An 18,191-nucleotide genomic window follows, 5' to 3' on the forward strand; every position below is an offset into this window, starting at 1 on the left:
TTATCCAGTAAAACAAGGAGGTGTAGGGTGTGGATGAAACACTGAAGCAATATATGATGCTGTTCAAAGAAATGAATCATGCGATAAATGGTCCGGACTATCTAGGTAAGGAAAAAGACATCCAGTATCAAAAAGAACAGATTGAAGCTTACGAAAAACAGCTGCAGCAAGGATTTTCTACAGATTATGACTATGATGTGTTTGCTGACTCTGTTATCAAATGCGCATATGGCGATATGACGCTGGAAGATTTAGAAGCAGTTTATTATGGATTAACAACGCCATTTTTTTGATTGGCAACAAACAATAAAATTTCAATTTCTGTCTCACTAACTTAAGTATACTTTTGATATGAGACAGAAATTCATTTATTTCGTTTACTTCCTAGAATATATATTATGTAAACTAAAAAGCGAATTCTTTTAGTAGTTGGTTATTAAATCTTGGCCTTCCGGTCTTTTCTTTTCTTAAAGTTTGAATTGTCAACAAGTCAAACTTTCGATAACGTTCTACATTTCCCTTCCCTGAATATTCATAATATCTATCTCAGTAATAGTGCACCAGTTGTCGTTCAGAATGGATCTAGTTTTACTTTCTGTAAAGAGAACATAAAAGTGAATCCATTAAATGATAAAATACTTATTTGTTTATAACGCTTATGTTTATTCCTTATACATTTATTTTAACAAGCTGATGCCCTCCCGCATTTAAAAACCTTGAATCATGCGTCTTCAAAACGACGCACGACACGAAAAAAAGCGATTTTCTGATCGGAAAATCGCTTTTTTTCTGACTTCGACTTTTTATTCCCGTGCAGGTTTATTTGCGGCACCCTCAGCGGTTAATGTCCGTATCCGCTCCAATGCGGTACCGCTTGCCTTAGGTGTCCTTAACGATTTACAACAAATGTTGTCACGCTTTGAGCTGGGAGATGGGCCCAAAAATGATTGCCTGATACAGTGAGATTCGTTCCAGGTTGTAGATTGCTGCTGCTGCTGGTGATCCATCTAGATACGTTTGAAGCAGATCCATTCTGCAAAACAAAGTTTTGGTTGACCCCTGTGTTGCTTTTGTTAATGGCAACAATAACGACCTTGTTGTCACCTTTATAGGCTGACACGTAAACGTTGGCATTAGGGTTTTTCGTTGCATCAATCCTTACATAGCCGGGACGCACAAACTTCGAGAAATGTGCCATATTGTAACCGCGTTTACTGATCGTACCATCTTCTTTCATAGGACCATATGATCTTCGGATGTACCACCATACATAAGCTTGAAAATCTCCCTCTACCATCGAATTGTGAATATGTTGTGAAACATCCAATGCCTCGGGCCATCGATCCGCCGAGTTGTTATCACTGTTCGGATAGTATACTTCCGTCATCCAAAGGTCCTTCCCTGCTCCTTTCTGTTTGAAAAGAGGATAAGGGAATTGGCTGACCTGAGTGCCGTACAGATGGGTTCCGAGAATATCCATATTGGCAAGAGCCTGCGGATCGTTCAAGATCGGGTCCGACAAATTCTTCAAGTATTGAAATGACTCAGGCGCAATGACGCGGGCATTGATCGAGCCGGCGTTTTCTCTCATAAAGCGGAGTATTTCTTGCGGCGTCCACCACGTCCACTCGTGAGCGTAATCAGGCTCATTTTGGACCGAAATCGCGTAAAGATTCACACCATTATTTTTCATGAAGGTAACAAAATCGTTAAGATGCTGCGCATATGCGGCGTACTTATCGTATTTCAGCCGTTTAGCCGATGTATCACCATTACGATTAAAGGTCTCAACCATATCACTTGGAGGATTCCAGGGAGAAGCAAAAACGATTGCCCCATGTTTGACCGCACTCTTGGCAGTCTCCACCTCTTTATACCAATTATTTCGATTTTCATCTACATGAATTCTTAAGATTGAAAAGCCTAACTGATTCTGTCCATTGCCAAAAGCCGTTTCTCTTTGAGCTGCTGTAAGATCCCCAGCCCAAGCCGGATGATTCATCCCTCCAAAACCGCGAATCACTTGTTTCTCTGCAGATACATTAACTGTTACATCACTGGCTGCCAAAACTTCAGCAGCGCCTGGCCCTAACATGACTGACAGCATAGTGAAACATACTAATAATATACAAATTGTTTTTTTAAAACGTGGAATCATTTATTTCGCTCCTTCGTCATGTGTCTTTTACGGTATTAGAAAATTCATAATGGCGGGCTATTCCGGTGCTGGTCACCCGTCTCGTTTTTAAACGGTCCCATTACGAATCCTATCTTTGTGTAAACTGCCAGTAATCAAAATTAAACAAGTTTCCTGTACCTGTTCCGGTAAATACAAAGAATACTTTGTGCACACCGGTTGCCCCGCTTACTGCAGTTTCTATCTCTCTCCACGTTTGCGCTCCGCCTGTGGAAGGTACATTCAGGGTTCCAACAAGCTTACCATCAGCACTGTCGAGGCGCACTTCTATTTTTCCGCCTAAAGTGGATGCTACATTTGCTTTAAATGACCTGGCACCGCCCGCTCCAAAGTCTGCATTTCCTACAGCAATCCAGTCTCCATTTTGAATGTTTGTTACATGCTGATTATTTACTGGCCCGCCGGGGGCTGTGGACTTCTCTGTCAAAATGCGTCCATTCCAGGCAAACGTTTCAGCTTCTACCCGGTTATATGGGTTTAAATTGGAAAGCTGTGTTACACCTGCATAATTTGCTGCTACCTCTTGGATGGATCCATCTGGGTTATGCACCAGCTTATTAATATGGGGAGAACGGTAACCTTTGCCGGCCCCGAACAGAGCGGAACTGACAGTTTGCGCATGGTACACTGCATACCACTCGTTTTTAAAATTGAAAACAGCATGATGGTTGTTTCCGCCGCCTCCGAAAAATGCACCCGGATTTTTCAGGAAGTGCCCTCTATATGTAAAGGGACCCATGGGATTTGAACTGGTCATGTAGCCGATCTCACCCGGGGGTTTATCGGCCGGGTGCGCGCCGCCGAAATTGATGCAATAGGAATAGTAGTATGTTCCGTTATGCTTGTGCAATCCCGAATCTTCAAACATGAAAGGCGCATCAATTGTGGATGCACTTCCCTCAACACTCGTCATATCAGGCCCCAATTTTATGACTCTTGCCGTTTTAGGATTGGCCCATTGTCCCTGCGTTGGATTTGAACCGCCAGGAACGCCTCCCCCGGCATACATGTAACCGGTGCCGTCATCATCTACAAATACAGCCGGATCAAAAAGCCATACAACACCAGACATTCCTGGCGTACTTGGCGTTACGAGCGGTTTTCCGATTGGGTCGGTCCATGGACCAATCGGGCTGTCTGCGGTGAGAACCCCGATACCTCCGCCGCTGTTTGCGAAATAAAGGAAGAATTTATCCTTGCCATTTATTTTTTTAACTGCGATTGCCGGTGCCCATGACGCACCTGCCCATTTTGCAATTCCACGGCCTCCATTAGCTCCATTGGCACCTGCTACCGGAATGGCTCCGTGATCTGTCCAGTTCACCATATCCGCTGAAGATATGACGAATACTCTATTCAAATTGGCAAATGAATTATCTTTAATTGTTCCGTTGCTATTATATTCATAATCATCACTTGACATATAAATGTAAACCCTTCCGTTATAGGTCAGCGCAATCGGATCTGCTCCCAAATGATGGTCGATAAGCGGGTTTGAATTCCCTATATGTTTTGCAATTGTAGTACTGGTGGCAGCATACGCAGACTTTCCAGATAAGCAGCTCAATAATAAAACTAGAATCCATAAACATACGCTACACTTTTTCCTCATCACTTAACATCCTCCTTTTTCCTTAAAATGGGGGGGTTCTTTTGGAATTTGATAACAACAGGTCATGAAGAGCGCACCACTAAACCCATTGAACGGAGATGCATATTTATCCAAAATATCCCTTTGTCTAACATCCTACCTTATTAAAAAAATTGTGTATAGGATACTTTTGGAGGAATTCGTGTTCGATTCTACAAAGGAACTGGATACATTTATTCATTGATAAGATGGGGCTAACATAGACGACTGTTACCGACTTCTTCTTCGCTTCCTGTTCCCTCGAATCTCGTTGTTTTAGAGCTATTGACATAATAGACATCTTTGCAGATAGGAAATCATGGCTCGAAACTTCTCAATCTATTGAATTCGGGCTGCTTTTTCTGCTGATTCCTGTTTACATTGTTCTCTTCTTTGTAAGACATTTCGTTATCATTCCGCCCTCTTCCCCTTCGACATACTGCATATTTTGTCCATCCTTATGTAAAGAGAGCGGTATACCCGCTTTTTCATGTTTTGTTCATATTTTATTAATTGTTTATTCAACACTGTCCGTTAAAGTAATCCATATCAACAAATATGGCAGCTATTCGCATCTTTTATGAAGGGAGGTCGGTGCCGTTATGCTGAAAGAAAAAATAAAAACATTAGGACGCTTTTGCACCGTAGGCGTCGGCAATACACTGATAGATTTTGGTGTCTTCTTTCTCCTTACTGCTTGTCATGTCCCTTATCTGTCGGCGCAGATCTGCTCCTATTCGGCAGGTATCATCAACAGCTATGTGTGGAACCGGAATTGGACATTTCGTGTAAAACGTAAGGCTGACGGGAAAGAGATCGTACGCTTTCTCATGATTAATATTGCCGCGTCGGGGATCACCTTTTTGCTGCTTTATTTGTTTCAAAACTGCGGATGCTCGCTTTTGGTGAGTAAGCTCGCCGCCACTATCGGCGGAATGATGATGAATTTTATCGGAAACCGAATCTGGGTATTTGGAGATTCGCTGAAAAATATACAGGATCAGGAGTGAAGATGAATGAGAAAAAAAGTGAGAAAAGCGGTTATTCCCGCAGCGGGTTTAGGAACGAGATTTTTGCCGGCGACAAAGGCGCAGCCTAAAGAAATGCTCCCAATCGTCGACAAACCAGCAATCCAATATATTGTAGAAGAGGCCGTAGAGTCAGGAATTGAAGATATACTGATTATTACAGGGAGAAACAAACGCTCGATTGAAGATCATTTTGACCGATCGGCGGAATTGGAATTCAATCTGCGGGAAAAAGGCAAGACGGAGACACTTGAAGAAATGCAGCAGATCGCCGATTTGGCCAACATTCATTACATCCGCCAGAAAGAACCGCTCGGATTAGGCCATGCAGTACTGTGTGCGGAGCATTTTATCGGAGATGAGCCTTTTGCCGTTCTCTTAGGTGATGATATTATGGTGTCTGAAACACCGGCTCTTCGGCAATTAATGGATGTATATGACGTTTATGGCACAGAGGTTGTCGGTGTACAGTCAGTTCTCCCTGAGGATGTCAGCAAATATGGTATTATAAATACATCAGGGTCTCAAGGGCATGTGTATGAAGTGAAAGATTTAGTTGAAAAGCCTTCACCTGAAGAAGCGCCTTCCGACATCGCCGTAATGGGACGGTATGTGTTGAATTCTTCGATCTTCCCCGTTTTGAAGTCAATTGGCAGAGGCGCGGGAAACGAAATTCAGCTCACAGATGCGCTTCGTGAGGTTTGCCGTAATGAGCCGATCCATGCTCGGCTGCTGGAAGGAAATCGATATGACATTGGCGATAAGCTGGGCTGTTTTAAAGCGAGCACTGAAATCGGCTTAATGCGTCCCGAAATGAGATCTCAGCTTTTGACCTATTTAGAAGGTGTAATCAAACGGGAAACGAAAGAAATGCTGCGGTAAAAAAATTGTAACCATCTTGCTCGTCAATCAGTCATATAATAGTGAAAAAGATTAGGACAGGTTGTGAAGAATGTGGGCAGTTTGATAAGCGAAATTTTAACATGGCTGACGAACATGGGATATGCGGGTATTGCGATTGGGTTAATGATTGAAATCATTCCGAGTGAGATTGTATTAGCTTATGGCGGCTATATGGTATCGGAAGGCACGATTGGGTTTATTGGCGCCATTATTGCGGGTGTTATCGGAGGTACCATTGCCCAGATCTTTATTTACTGGATCGGCCGCTATGGAGGCAGACCATTTTTGGACAAATACGGGAAGTATTTATTGATTAAAAAGCATCATATCGACATGTCGGAAAACTGGTTTCAAAAGTACGGCGCCGGGGTTGTTTTCTCGGCTCGTTTTATACCGGTTGTCAGACATGCGATATCCATTCCTGCAGGTATTGCCAGAATGCCATTTCTCAAGTTTGTGGTACTGACTGTGCTTGCTATCATTCCATGGTCTATCCTGTTTGTTTATTTAGGCATACAGCTAGGAAGCCAGTGGGATGATGTAGAGAACATAGCGGGTACTTATACAACACCGATTATGATATTGGCTGTTGTTGTGATAGCCCTTTATTTTGTGATTAAGAAACGTACAGCCATATTCAAACGATAGCTAGCGGATATGCATAGGGGTGAATGACGCTCCCCTATGCATATTTTTTTACTTGCGATGTTGATTTGCCAGCTTCAGATTCTCCGCTAAAAATGCGACAAACAATTCATCCCGCACAAGCGATGCGGCATAATTTCTTTTAATGAACCATTCTGCTTCTTCAAACGCTGCGAATGTTTCATCCTGTGTTTCCCCGTTAATTTGGATATTCCACTCGTTGTCTAAAGGAAACAGAAAAAATCTCATTTGAGCACGATTTTCATATAATGATCCGTTCGCAGATCCTTTTAGATTATAGATGTTACGGAAAGCATCAGGCCGTACAGGCTCAATCCGGAAAGCTTCAGTTACAAACAACTCGTATACTTCATCGGTTATTGAACAGCCGGATGCCTTTGCATGCCCCCCGCCTCCGTATCGGCCGGCGATCTCTGACACATCGATGTAATCATGAATGGTGCGCAAACTGACTCGTTTTGATCCCATGCTTAAAAACGCAATGTAATCGAGGTGCGGATTATCTTTCCCTAGCCTGTTTCCCAGTTCTGAATGGTACGATTCAGCGTGAACAATGCCTACACAGTGTTCGTGCACAAAGGTTTGTACCATTTCCCTTTTCTTTCTGCGGAGGTAACGCTCAATTTTTTCGTCTTCTAAATCAAGCAGCTTTTCTTCAAAATCATCGAAGAAAAATTCGTCATGCGAGGAAAGGCGCTGAATCATTTTTGCCTCAAATTCATCAATTGACAACAAAAAGAAAAGATCATTAAGCCGCTTCGCCTGTTTTTGATCGTACCGCTCCCATTCCCATGTATCGTATTGGCGGACGAGCTCTGTGAATTGGTCTAAGGCATTTGTCGGTTTCATGAAGCTATTTTCAACGAGATAGCCATATAAAAGTGACGTCGCGGATGTGAGCCTTCCATCATCGTATTCCACCTGGATTAATCCCCATTCATGCTCATTCAAATGAAGGGCTGTTTTATGATGGTCAATAAGCTTCACTTTGCCCCCTGCATGAACATAATCATTCAATCTCTGTTCGTTTTCTTCATTGACGGCGAGATCGGTGATGAATAATGCATCTTGTCTGTTGCTCTCCTTCATTTTTTCTAAAAAGTACTGCACCTGTGCGTTTAAGCCGTTGACAGAGTTATACCGGACCTCAACGTCTTTTCCGAATGCCAATTTTGCTACGATTCCGCATCCTACTCCGTCCAAGTCGTTATGTGAATATAAATGATACATAATGTAGGCCCCTTTTTATGATAAACTGACAATTGCCGCTAAAGATGCGGCAGCCTTTATTTACTATTCTAAAAAACAAAGCGTTTTATGCAAAGGCGATTAGTTTACATAATATTATTATTGTGAATATATAAAAGAGCGCTTTTGGCGCTCCTAAGTTCTTGCTTTTTTATACCGGATAAACCGGATGCTTTCGATTGGTAAATGTCATTTCCTTTGTCATGTAGGCCTTCAGCCGTTTGGCCAGCTCATCACGCAGCGAATTGGCTGGGATAACAGCATCAATGATCATTTCTGAAGCCAGACGGTAGATATTGATGTCCTCTTTGTATTCCTCCCGTTTATCGCCGATAAATGCGGCTCTCTCTTCTTTTGGCAGTTCGGCGATTTTTTTAGCGTAGACAGCGTTTACAGCGGCTTCGGGTCCCATGACGGCGATTTGGGCAGTTGGGAGCGCTAGACAGCAGTCCGGTTCAAAGGCAGGCCCTGCCATTGCATACAACCCCGCTCCATACGCTTTTCGCACAATGACAGAGAGCTTTGGAACAGTTGCCTCCGACATCGCAGAAATCATTTTCGCTCCGTGTCTGATAATCCCCGCCTGTTCCACTTTTGTGCCAATCATAAAACCGGGAATATCCGCTAAGAACAGCAACGGGATATGAAACGCGTCACATAAGGTAATAAACTTAGCCGCTTTGTCTGCTGAATCGTGGAATAAGACGCCGCCTTTAACCTTCGGCTGGTTTGCAACAATGCCGACAGGCTGTCCCTCGATCCGTGCGAAGCCTGTTACTAATTCTGGTGCAAATAAGGCTTTGATCTCAAAAAATGACCCTTCATCAATGATCCGCTCAATCAGCTCATGCATATCAAAAGGTGCGTTCTGGTTTTGCGGAATGACGTCGGCAAGCGGGATGTCGAAGTGTTTTGGCGGGCGTTCCTCATGAATGGGCGCCTTTTCTTGAAAATTCGCCGGAAAGTAAGACAAATAAGCCCGCGCCAGATGTATGGCTTCTTCTTCAGTTTCTGCAAGAATATCTCCGCAGCCGGAGATGGAGCAATGCATACGAGCGCCGCCCATTTCTTCGAGGGACACTTTTTCGCCAATGACCATTTCCGCCATCCTTGGCGAGCCTAAATACATGGAGGCGTTACCATCTACCATAACGACGATATCACAGAAGGCCGGAATATAAGCGCCTCCTGCCGCAGACGGTCCGAAAAGCAAACAGATTTGCGGAATGCGTCCCGATAATTTAACTTGATTATAAAAAATTCTTCCTGCTCCGCGTCTCCCTGGAAAGACATTGATTTGATCGGTGATTCTGGCGCCTGCTGAATCGACTAAATAAATGAGCGGAACGTTTAGTTTTTCGGCAGTTTCTTGAATTCTGATGATTTTTTCAACGGTTTTAGCTCCCCAGGAGCCCGCTTTCACTGTTGAATCATTTGCCATGACGCAAACGGTTTGGCCGCCGATTTTGCCGATCGCTGTTACCACTCCGTCAGCGGGAAGGCCGTCTGACATGCATTCCGCAAAAAAAGCGTCTTCTAGCTCAATGCCATCGTCAAAGAGAAGCGAGAGCCGCTCTCTGACAAAGAGCTTGCCTTTTTCTCGATTGCTTTGGTGATACTTTTCCGCTCCGCCTTTTCGGATTCGTTCGGCCAATTCTGTTCGTTCCTTTTCATAATCCATGAGCATTGCCTCCCTTTTATATTCCCTTATATACGGCCCGTCTTTTTTCTTGAAACGCCTGAAGTCCTTCTCTCCTGTCTTTTGAAGGAATGGTATGTTCATACGCCTTTTGTTCAATCGCAAGACCTGTAGCGAGATCTGTCTCCAATCCTTTATTGATTGCGAATTTAGCTTGACGGACAGCGATCGGCCCGTTAGCAGAAATAGCTGCAGCCAGTTCCTCTGCTTTTGGCATAAGGTCACAAGGAGCCGTGACATGCTCTACAAGGCCTATCTCTTTTGCTTCATGAGCAGTTACGCGTTTGCCGGTATAAATTAATTCTTTGGCTTTTCCTCTGCCAATCAGCCGGGGCAGTCTTTGGGTCCCTCCAGCGCCTGGAATAATAGCTAACCCTGTTTCCGGGAGTCCCAGCATAGCTGATTCAGATGCAATTCGAAGATCGCATGCCAATGCCAATTCTAGCCCGCCGCCTAATGCGCTGCCGTTTATCGCGGCTATGATTGGCTGCGGCAAGGCTTCAAGGAAAGACGCTGTTCTTTGAATGAGAGTTACACTTTCCAGAACCTGATCTTTTTTTAGTTTTATTCGTTCTTTCAGGTCTGCCCCCGCACAGAACGCTTTTTCGCCGGTGCCGGTGAGGATGACGCAGCGAATGTTTGAGTTGAATTCAATTTCTTGAAGAATCATTTGCAGGTTTCTAAGCATTTCTGCTGAAAGAGCATTTGCCGCTTGAGGCCTGTTTAAGGTGATCAACGCAATATGTTCTTTTTTCACAGTGAAAAGAATAGATTCTCCCATTGTATGCGTCCTCTCTTTTATCAAGATGATTTAAATACTTGTAAATTTCGGCTCGGCAGCTGTTTGCCCATTTTTTCTTCAATCCATTTGGCCGCAGATAGCAGTTTTTCGAGCTTTACATTTGTTTTGATGCCCATCTGTTCAAGCATGTACACGATATCCTCAGTTGCGGCGTTTCCTGATGAACCTGGCGCATATGGACATCCGCCAAGCCCGCCTGCCGAGCCGTCGAATACCGTGATGCCCATTTGGAGCGCTGTGACCATGTTGGCGAGCGCTGTTCCTCTCGTATCATGAAAATGCAGGGCGATTTGATTCGCGGGGAACCGTGCCAATAGAGCTTCAAGTACAGTTTCCACTTGGGCAGGATTAGCCGCTCCAATCGTATCTCCAAGCGACAGTTGAGAAATCCCAAATTCAAATAGAGCTTCTGAAAGGCGAATGACTTGTTCAATGGGGACATCTTTTTCGTACGGACAGCCGAAAACAGTCGAGAGGTAGGCTCTTGTTGTGAGGTTTGCTTTTTTTGCGTCATTGTTTACTTGTTTGAGTACACGAAGAGTTTCAGAAGTGGATTTATTGATGTTTTTTCTGTTGTGCGTTTCGCTGGCGGACATAAAAACGCAAGCTTCGTTAATGCCTCCTTCAAGCGCATTCTCCAGTCCTTTTTGATTCGGGACAAGCGCCGCGTACGTTACCCCTTTTTCACGGTCAATGCCTTTTGCTACATCAATAGCATCTCGAAGCGCTGGAATCCATTTCGGATGAACGAAGGATGTGATTTCAATATACGAAAGCCCTGTCCGGGAAAGCTGGTTGATCCAGGTTATTTTATCCTTTGTTTCGATCCATGCGGACTCGTTTTGTAAACCGTCACGCGGGCCGACTTCTTTGATTGTCACTTTTTTAGGATATGACATGGTCTTCCTCCAAATTATTGAGTGGAATCGCTTAATTCGAGCAGTACGTCGCCTTCATTTACAAAGTCGCCTTCATTTTTTTTGACTTCTTTTACGACTCCGCTTCGATCTGCAACGATCGGGATTTCCATTTTCATCGATTCCAAAATGGCAACCTCCTGGCCTTTTTCAATTTTGTCGCCGGCTTTGACGTGGACTTTCCACAGGTTTCCTGCCATTTGTATGCTAACTGTCATAACAACTGCCTCCTTTATAGGTGTTGTTTCAAAAAGTCAGTCGTAACATCCCCTTCTTTAAATGCCTTTGATGCCGCAGCCTGTATGAGAAGCGGAAGATTTGTTTTGATTCCTTCTACATGGTAGTCGCGAAGCGCTGTCTCCAGTTTTTCAATTGCTTCTGTTCTGGACTGGCCTTTGACGATCATCTTAGCGATCATCGGGTCATAAAAAGGGGTAACAATGCTGTCTTTTGCTACCGCACATTCGTGTCTGACCCCTTTATGGTCAGGGAGTGAGAACGCAGTGATCGTGCCTGGTGACGGGTAGAAGGTCTTGGGGTCTTCCGCGTATATTCTCACCTCTATCGCATGTCCGTTTCGTTTGATGTCTTTTTGAGAGAATGTGAGTGTATGGCCCGCAGCAATTCGCAGCTGCTGCTCAACTAAGTCCAGGCCTGTTATTTCTTCAGTCACGGGGTGTTCAACTTGCAGTCTCGTATTCATTTCGAGGAAATAAAAATTTTGCTTTTGGTCAACTATAAATTCGATGGTGCCTGCGTTCGTATAGCCGATCGCCTTTGCTGCTTTTACTGCCGTTTGCCCAATCCTCATTCTCAGTTCATTGTCTACAAATGGAGACGGCGCTTCTTCAATGACTTTTTGGTGGCGCCTCTGAACTGAGCAATCACGTTCAAACAGATGTACTGTATGGCCGTGTTGATCGGCTAAAAGCTGAACTTCGATATGGCGTGCATGTTCAATGACTTTTTCTATATACATTGATCCGTCACCGAAAAAATCTGCCGCGCGCTTTTTGTTCCCCTCGTACGCTTTTTTTAATGCTTCTTCATTTTCAACAAGCTGCATTCCGATGCCGCCTCCGCCCGCTGAAGCTTTCAGCATGACAGGATATCCGATTTGACTAGCAGTGCGGCAGGCTGCCTCTATGTCTTCGAGGGGTTCTGAAACGCCGGGCACCACAGGGACACCCGCAGCCTCCATTGCTTTGCGCGCTTCAATTTTGCTGCCCATCTTTGCAATGATATCGGGTGAAGGTCCGATAAACACGATGTTTTCTTGCTTGCAGCGTTCAGCAAATCGGCTGTTTTCTGATAACAATCCATATCCCGGGTGGATGGCGTCGGCATTTGCTTTTTTTGCCGTCTCTATGATTCTCTCTATATTTAAATAACTTTCACTGACTCTTGATTCCCCGATCAAATAAGACTCTGTAGCGGCTTTTGTATGGGACGCTTCCTTGTCTGCTTCTGAATAAACCGCGACTGTTTTGATGCCTAGACGGCTGCACGTTCGGATAATTCTCATTGCAATTTCTCCGCGGTTGGCGATCAGTACTTTAGTAAACATGATTTCACCTCATTGAGTTGATGATAAGTTGAACATTTCAATGGTTTTTTCTCGCAGTTTATATTTTTGAATTTTACCTGAAGCCGTCATCGGATAGTCGTCTGTAAAAATCACATAACGCGGAATTTTGTGGCGGGCGATTTTTCCTTTGCAATAGGCTTTAAGCTCATCAGATGAAACGCTTTTACCGTCTTTTAGTTTAATCCAGGCTGCAGCCTCCTCCCCGAATTTGGCGTCAGGCACACCAACGACCTGTACGTCTAAAACAGCGGGATGCCGGTATAAAAATTCTTCAATTTCCCGCGGGTAAATGTTCTCCCCGCCTCTGATGAGCATATCTTTTAATCTTCCGGTGATACGGCAGTACCCGTCTTCATCCATGACAGCAAGATCTCCTGTAAATAGCCATCCGTCATGATTGATTACTTTTCTGGTCGCTTCTTTGTCTTTATAATAGCCTTTCATGACGTGATAGCCGCGGGTGCATAGCTCTCCCTGCACGCCTCTTTGAACTTCTTGGCATGTCCCGGGCTCTACAATTTTCACTTCAGTATGCGGCAGGGCTCGGCCGGTTGTTTCGACTCTTCTTATGAAGGAATCATTTGCCCTCGTTTGCGTAATGACCGGCGAGGCTTCTGTTTGTCCATAGGCGATTGTAATGTCTTTCATGCCCATCCTTTCAATCACAGCTTTCATTACTTCACTTGGACAGGGAGAGCCGGCCATGATGCCTGTTCGGAGCGTTGATAGATCATATGCATCAAAATCCGGATGATGCAGCTCGGCGATAAACATGGTAGGCACACCATGCAGCGCTGTGCATTTCTCTTTTTCTACCGTTTTAAGGACGGTAACGGGATCAAATTCTGGAACAGGTATCATGGCTGCCCCGACGGACACACATGCCAAAACCCCGAGCACGCATCCGAAGCAGTGAAAAAACGGAACCGGGATGCACATGCGGTCTTGAGCGGATAAAGCCATACATTCAGCGATATTGGCAGCGTTATTGATGACATTAAAATGGGTCAGCATCACGCCTTTTGGAAACCCTGTTGTTCCTGATGTGTATTGCATGTTAATCACATCGTCTTTATCCAGGCTGTTCATTCTTGCTTCCAGCTCAGCATCTGTCACTGTTTTTGCCAATATCTCTATATCGTCCCACTGATACAAGCCAGGCAATCGTTTATTGCCAATATAGATCAGCGTTTTTAAAAAGGGATAGCGTTCAGATTTCAGTTGGCCGGGCTTTGCTTCTTGCAGTTCTGGTATTAAACTGTTCACGATGTCTGGATAAGAAGTGCCCCTGTATGAATCCATGATGATAAGTGCCGCGGCATCCGATTGCTTTAACAAGTAATCAAGCTCGTGTGCTTGATAATTGGTATTGACGGTTACGAGCACGGCTCCGATCTTCGCAGTTGCGAACTGCACGGCAAGCCATTCAGGGATATTAGAAGCCCATATGGCGACGTGATCTCCTTTTCCAATCCCCATCCGCATAAGACCTTTAGCGGTTTGACGGCACAGACTGTCAAATTGGGCGTACGTATAGCGGATATTCCGGTCTGGATACACAACCGCGTCTCGATGGGGATGCGCTTCAGCTGTTTGTTCCAGCAGCCTGCCGATTGTGGAATGGATGAGTTCAGCCATTGATTGTTCCTCCTTTCTTAATGATTAGAAAGCGTTTACATTTTCATTTTAAAAGCTGTCTGGCGATCACGAGGCGCTGAATTTCAGATGTGCCTTCACCAATTTCCATTAATTTTGCATCCCGCAGCATCCGTTCCACCCCGTACTCTTTCATATATCCTGAACCTCCATGGATTTGAATGGCTTGATTGCAAGCTCTAGTCGCCATTTCAGAAGCGAACAGCTTGGCGTACGCCGCTTCTTTTGTGAACGGACGATTATGGTCTTTCAGCCAGGCGGCTTTTAACACCATTTGCCGTGCCAGATCAATTTCCATCGCCATGTCAGCAAGCTTAAATTGAATCGCTTGGAAGGAAGAAATCGGCTGTCCAAATTGCTTCCGTTCTTTCGCATATGCCAATGATGCGTCAAGTGCCGCCTGGGCAATGCCAACCGCAAGAGCAGCAATGGAGATTCGCCCGCCGTCCAGCGTATATAGAAATTGTTTAAATCCTTTTGTTGGATCGCCGAGTAAGTTGCCCGCAGGCACTCTTACATCCTCAAGCAAAATTTCTGCTGTATTCGAACCGCGGACGCCCATTTTATCGTACGGGCTCGTAATCGTGAGTCCTGGTGTGTCAGTTGGCACAATCAATGCGGAGATGATGTTTTTTCCGTCTTTGTTTTTGCCTGTTACCGCGGTCACAATAACTGTCCGTGCGTAGCTTGCATTTGTGATCCAGCACTTTTCGCCGTTGATTACATATTCGTCACCATTTGAAATCGCTTTTGTTTGAGTGCCTCCCGCATCTGAGCCGGCATTTGGTTCCGTCAGGCCGAATGATCCGAGTGCTGTTCCCGAAGCCAGCGGCGTCAAATGCGTCCGTTTTTGTTCTTCTGTTCCAAAGTAATAAAGAGGGCTGGCGCCTAATGAGACCGCTGCAGCGTAGCTTAATCCAGTACTGCCGCAAGCTTTGCCGACTTCTTCAACCGCTAAGGCATATGAAATCGTATCACCGCCAGATCCGCCGTACTCTTCTGGAAATGGAATACCCATCAGCCCGAGTTCACCCATTTTTTTAAATGTTTGGATCGGGAACTCGCCCGTTTGATCTACATGTTCAGCGTGAGGAGCAATTTCTTTTTTCGCAAAATCTTTTACCATTTCACGCACCATTTGTTGTTCTTTTGTCAGCTCAAAATTCACGTCGTTTCCCCCTTCACATCTTTGTAACATTTTATTAGGCGAGTTCTATAATCATTCCCTGACAAGAAAAGTCTGAAAATTAAAACTGAATCATTTTTTATGTGACAATATCAGCGGAATGAGCAAATACATGCAGTAGGCGCATACCATCCATATCGCAAACGCAATGACTTGGCCCTTTGATAGAGCCGGGAAGATAAAGGGATGATTCCAAAGGGAAATCGTATCAATCAATAAACCGACCGCTGACCCCCATATACCGAGCTTGATCACCGCGTACTGTGGTCGGTCGAGTTTGGGTAATCATGTTATGTACTGTTTTTATGTTATGTTTCGGGATGATTCCGCAGTAATCGAATACTTTTTCATTATCATAGATCGAAAACACGTCCTGTACATGGATCTCTTCGATTTTACTTAGTACTAGGTTCTCAGATTCCAATACTGGAAAATGTCCAAACACCGCTTCCACATTCATGCGAGTCTCTCCCTTGCTTTTTTTGTTTCTATAAAAATTCAGCGGCTTATCATCATTTCCTGTTTTTAACATCATTTTTTAAAAAAAGACGACTTGGAAAGCCGTCCGTCTCATTTCTTATTTTGTTGTTCGTTTGGAAGCCTTGCTTTCATTATGAAGCCGGTCTGCTGAGGTGACATAATACGTATATTTCTTGTTAGGATCTGCCGAGTTATCTAAGAAGGTTTGCTGCTCATGTGTTTTTCTTTGCGTTGCCAGCAATGTTTTGTGCTTTTTCCCTTCGGCTCTGTATATTGCGTAATAGGCTGTTTCTTTCGTTTTTTGATTTGATGGATGGTCTTTAATCTGCAGAAGGTTGCCGTTTTTGTTTTCGATGACTTTTGTAAGCTTCGGTTTTTTTGGAGCGGTACTGTCAATCCAAGGCATTTGCGGAACCAATGCCGGCTTGCTGTAAAGATCAGTGATGAGCCTGTCTTTGATGCCAAGCGGATTTTTGTTGAGGTCCTTGAGGCTGAAATGCATGCTTCCTTTTACCAGCTCATGCTGACGGTTCAATGTGATTTGCCGCACATATTCCTCGGGGTCGGACCAAGGCGGATCAAAATTGTTATTGATTTTATATGCTGCCTGGCCAATATATAAGTGAACAGGCCTATTTTTAACTTCATTGCTCCACCAATCAGCCAGCACGTCGTAAGCCGCTGCGTTAAAGCCGATACTCCAATAAATTTGCGGAGCGATATAATCGATGTCACCTTCTTGGATCCAATGTCTTGTGTCTGCATATAGGTCGTCATAATTTCTGACGCCTGCTTTTGTATTCGATCCGGTCGGGTCATCTGCGGCGTTTCTCCATACGCCAAAGGGACTAATGCCGAATTTGACATATGGTTTTGCAGCTTTAATTGTTTGGTTGATTTGTTTGACAAGCTGGTTCACATTGTCCCGCCGCCAGTCATCAATATTCGAAAAAGCGTGTTTTCCGTATTGTTCATACTGTGCTTGATCAGGAAATTCCTTTCCCGCTATTTTATAAGGATAAAAATAATCATCCATATGAACGGCATCGATATCATAATGTTTTACGACTTCTTCAATGCCTTTAACGATAAAATCTCTCGCTTCTGGAATGCCCGGATGATAATACAGCTGGTTTCCATAGGCGGCAACCCAGTCTGGATGTTTTCTTGCCGGGTGATCTTCAGACAATTTATTAAGATCTGTATGATTCATCGTAATACGGTAAGGATTAAACCACGCGTGAAATTCCAAATTTCGTTTATGGGTTTCCTCAATCATAAATGCAAGCGGATCATAGCCCGGGTCTTTCCCTTGGACACCTGTTAAGTATTCAGACCAAGGTCCGTAAGCGGATGGATAAAAGGCATCAGCCGTAGGTTTAATCTGAACAATAACGGCATTCATTCCCATTTTTTGCACATCATTCAGCAGTTTGCTATACTCCTGCTTTTGCTTTTCAACCGATAACCCTTTTTTTGACGGCCAATCAATGTTCAATACGGAAGCTATCCATACGGCTCTCAGCTCCCTGTCAGACTGTGCATTGGCCATAAACGGAACGGAGATGACAAACGTTCCGACGATCAAGCTGACAAGGAAACGGACAATCGACTTTTGGCAAACCTTCATTCTGTTTCTTCTCCCCCATTACATCACTTTCACTATTCGCTATTACGGTATTCCCGGGCTATAAAAGGGTGATTAACAGAATGAAGAAATCAGGATTTATGTCTATCTCACTAAATAAACGAAAAAAGTCCTAAAGCATGTTGTGAGCCGCTTTTAGGACTTTTTATCATTCATCATGGTTTGCAGGCTTTTTAACACATCAATGAGTTTTACGCCGACACCGACAGCCGTTTCAAGGATCGCTTGTGCCCCGGCGATGGCTAAAATAAAGATCAGCGGTATAGCAATACGAGGCAAAAAAAGATAGCCAAGTCCGATCAAGATGGCACACCAAACACCGGCACACCAGTAGCAATTGAGCATGTATCCAAAATTAGAAGCCGGCACGCTTTTTTCGTCTACATGCCCGTTTTGATCTACAATCCTTTTCTTTTTCATAAAAGGTTTTCGGATAAATTCTGTGATTTTGTCGAATACAATCAAATGTGTTAGCCTGTAACTGGCTAGAATCAGCATGATAAATGTAAGAAAAGATAGGTGATCCATGGGAAGCCTCCAAGA

The 18,191-nt window shown here is 44.3% G+C and carries 15 protein-coding genes and 3 pseudogenes; 4 read left to right on the forward strand and 14 right to left on the reverse strand.

The window, feature by feature from the left end:
* Positions 1-29 precede the first annotated feature (29 nt).
* Complete coding sequence (locus tag MY9_RS09960) at positions 30-293, forward strand: YnfE family protein (protein WP_014664146.1); 264 nt, start codon at positions 30-32, stop codon at positions 291-293.
* 596 nt (positions 294-889) lie between these two features.
* Here the strand turns inward: MY9_RS09960 and xynC are convergent.
* Together xynC and xynD are read right to left on the reverse strand one after the other, a co-directional pair.
* On the reverse strand, positions 890-2,158 hold the full coding sequence (gene xynC, locus MY9_RS09965; RefSeq protein WP_041521354.1) for a glucuronoarabinoxylan endo-1,4-beta-xylanase XynC: 1,269 nt from the start codon (positions 2,156-2,158) through the stop codon (positions 890-892).
* 109 nt (positions 2,159-2,267) lie between these two features.
* Positions 2,268-3,809 (reverse strand): alpha-L-arabinofuranosidase, encoded by a 1,542-nt coding sequence (gene xynD, locus MY9_RS09970; RefSeq protein ID WP_014664148.1) that lies wholly within the window; start codon positions 3,807-3,809, stop codon positions 2,268-2,270.
* 576 nt (positions 3,810-4,385) lie between these two features.
* On the opposite strand from xynD, the pseudogene MY9_RS09975 reads away from it, so the two are divergent.
* From MY9_RS09975 to MY9_RS09985, 3 genes and pseudogenes are all read left to right on the forward strand, one after another.
* Positions 4,386-4,837 (forward strand): annotated as a pseudogene (locus tag MY9_RS09975) (GtrA family protein).
* Positions 4,838-4,843: 6 nt separating this feature from the next.
* A complete protein-coding gene (gene galU, locus MY9_RS09980) occupies positions 4,844-5,737 on the forward strand; it encodes a UTP--glucose-1-phosphate uridylyltransferase GalU (RefSeq protein ID WP_014664150.1) in 894 nt (297 codons plus the stop codon).
* Positions 5,738-5,809: 72 nt separating this feature from the next.
* Positions 5,810-6,406, forward strand: coding sequence for a DedA family protein (locus MY9_RS09985; RefSeq protein ID WP_003231529.1), 597 nt, complete (start codon positions 5,810-5,812; stop codon positions 6,404-6,406).
* 48 nt (positions 6,407-6,454) lie between these two features.
* Here MY9_RS09985 and nrnB read toward each other — a convergent pair whose 3' ends face one another.
* The 12 genes and pseudogenes from nrnB to MY9_RS10045 all read right to left on the reverse strand — a co-directional run bounded on the left by nrnB (position 6,455) and on the right by MY9_RS10045 (position 18,176).
* Entirely contained in the window at positions 6,455-7,654 is a 1,200-nt protein-coding gene (nrnB, locus tag MY9_RS09990; protein ID WP_014664151.1) for an oligoribonuclease NrnB, read from the reverse strand.
* A gap of 169 nt (positions 7,655-7,823) precedes the next feature.
* Positions 7,824-9,359 carry an acyl-CoA carboxylase subunit beta gene (locus MY9_RS09995; protein ID WP_081483621.1) on the reverse strand — a complete coding sequence of 512 codons (1,536 nt, stop codon included), beginning with the start codon at positions 9,357-9,359 and terminating at the stop codon, positions 7,824-7,826.
* 10 nt (positions 9,360-9,369) lie between these two features.
* Positions 9,370-10,152, reverse strand: coding sequence for an enoyl-CoA hydratase (locus tag MY9_RS10000; protein WP_014664153.1), 783 nt, complete (start codon positions 10,150-10,152; stop codon positions 9,370-9,372).
* Positions 10,153-10,172: 20 nt separating this feature from the next.
* On the reverse strand, positions 10,173-11,072 hold the full coding sequence (gene ldeG / locus MY9_RS10005; protein WP_014664154.1) for a hydroxymethylglutaryl-CoA lyase: 900 nt from the start codon (positions 11,070-11,072) through the stop codon (positions 10,173-10,175).
* Positions 11,073-11,086: 14 nt separating this feature from the next.
* Positions 11,087-11,308, reverse strand: a complete 222-nt coding sequence (locus tag MY9_RS10010; RefSeq protein WP_014664155.1) for an acetyl-CoA carboxylase biotin carboxyl carrier protein subunit — start codon at positions 11,306-11,308, stop codon at positions 11,087-11,089.
* 14 nt (positions 11,309-11,322) lie between these two features.
* Complete coding sequence (locus tag MY9_RS10015) at positions 11,323-12,657, reverse strand: acetyl-CoA carboxylase biotin carboxylase subunit (protein WP_014664156.1); 1,335 nt, start codon at positions 12,655-12,657, stop codon at positions 11,323-11,325.
* Positions 12,658-12,666: 9 nt separating this feature from the next.
* Complete coding sequence (locus MY9_RS10020; RefSeq protein WP_014664157.1) at positions 12,667-14,316, reverse strand: AMP-binding protein; 1,650 nt, start codon at positions 14,314-14,316, stop codon at positions 12,667-12,669.
* A 43-nt stretch (positions 14,317-14,359) separates the two neighbouring features.
* Entirely contained in the window at positions 14,360-15,502 is a 1,143-nt protein-coding gene (locus tag MY9_RS10025; protein ID WP_014664158.1) for an acyl-CoA dehydrogenase, read from the reverse strand.
* A gap of 90 nt (positions 15,503-15,592) precedes the next feature.
* Positions 15,593-15,799: pseudogene (locus tag MY9_RS21430) on the reverse strand (DUF5367 family protein); the annotation flags it as partial.
* Between the two features lie 4 nt (positions 15,800-15,803).
* Positions 15,804-15,980: pseudogene (locus tag MY9_RS21895) on the reverse strand (GNAT family N-acetyltransferase); the annotation flags it as partial.
* Positions 15,981-16,097: 117 nt separating this feature from the next.
* Positions 16,098-17,630 (reverse strand): glycoside hydrolase family 10 protein, encoded by a 1,533-nt coding sequence (locus tag MY9_RS10040; protein ID WP_014664161.1) that lies wholly within the window; start codon positions 17,628-17,630, stop codon positions 16,098-16,100.
* A gap of 153 nt (positions 17,631-17,783) precedes the next feature.
* Positions 17,784-18,176 (reverse strand): DUF1360 domain-containing protein, encoded by a 393-nt coding sequence (locus MY9_RS10045; protein ID WP_014476970.1) that lies wholly within the window; start codon positions 18,174-18,176, stop codon positions 17,784-17,786.
* Positions 18,177-18,191 lie beyond the last annotated feature (15 nt).

The organism is Bacillus sp. JS, from assembly GCF_000259365.1.
In the GTDB taxonomy this organism is placed as follows: Bacteria; Bacillota; Bacilli; order Bacillales; family Bacillaceae; genus Bacillus; species Bacillus stercoris.

Coding starts and splice junctions, on each gene's coding strand:
- xynC (WP_041521354.1), bottom strand. CDS start 2,158: ATGATTCCACGTTTTAAAAAAACAATTTGTATATTATTAGTATGTTTC.
- xynD (WP_014664148.1), bottom strand. CDS start 3,809: ATGAGGAAAAAGTGTAGCGTATGTTTATGGATTCTAGTTTTATTATTG.
- galU (WP_014664150.1), top strand. CDS start 4,844: ATGAGAAAAAAAGTGAGAAAAGCGGTTATTCCCGCAGCGGGTTTAGGA.
- nrnB (WP_014664151.1), bottom strand. CDS start 7,654: ATGTATCATTTATATTCACATAACGACTTGGACGGAGTAGGATGCGGA.
- MY9_RS09995 (WP_081483621.1), bottom strand. CDS start 9,359: ATGCTCATGGATTATGAAAAGGAACGAACAGAATTGGCCGAACGAATC.
- MY9_RS10000 (WP_014664153.1), bottom strand. CDS start 10,152: ATGGGAGAATCTATTCTTTTCACTGTGAAAAAAGAACATATTGCGTTG.
- ldeG (WP_014664154.1), bottom strand. CDS start 11,072: ATGTCATATCCTAAAAAAGTGACAATCAAAGAAGTCGGCCCGCGTGAC.
- MY9_RS10010 (WP_014664155.1), bottom strand. CDS start 11,308: ATGACAGTTAGCATACAAATGGCAGGAAACCTGTGGAAAGTCCACGTC.
- MY9_RS10015 (WP_014664156.1), bottom strand. CDS start 12,657: ATGTTTACTAAAGTACTGATCGCCAACCGCGGAGAAATTGCAATGAGA.
- MY9_RS10020 (WP_014664157.1), bottom strand. CDS start 14,316: ATGGCTGAACTCATCCATTCCACAATCGGCAGGCTGCTGGAACAAACA.
- MY9_RS10040 (WP_014664161.1), bottom strand. CDS start 17,630: ATGAAGGTTTGCCAAAAGTCGATTGTCCGTTTCCTTGTCAGCTTGATC.
- MY9_RS10045 (WP_014476970.1), bottom strand. CDS start 18,176: ATGGATCACCTATCTTTTCTTACATTTATCATGCTGATTCTAGCCAGT.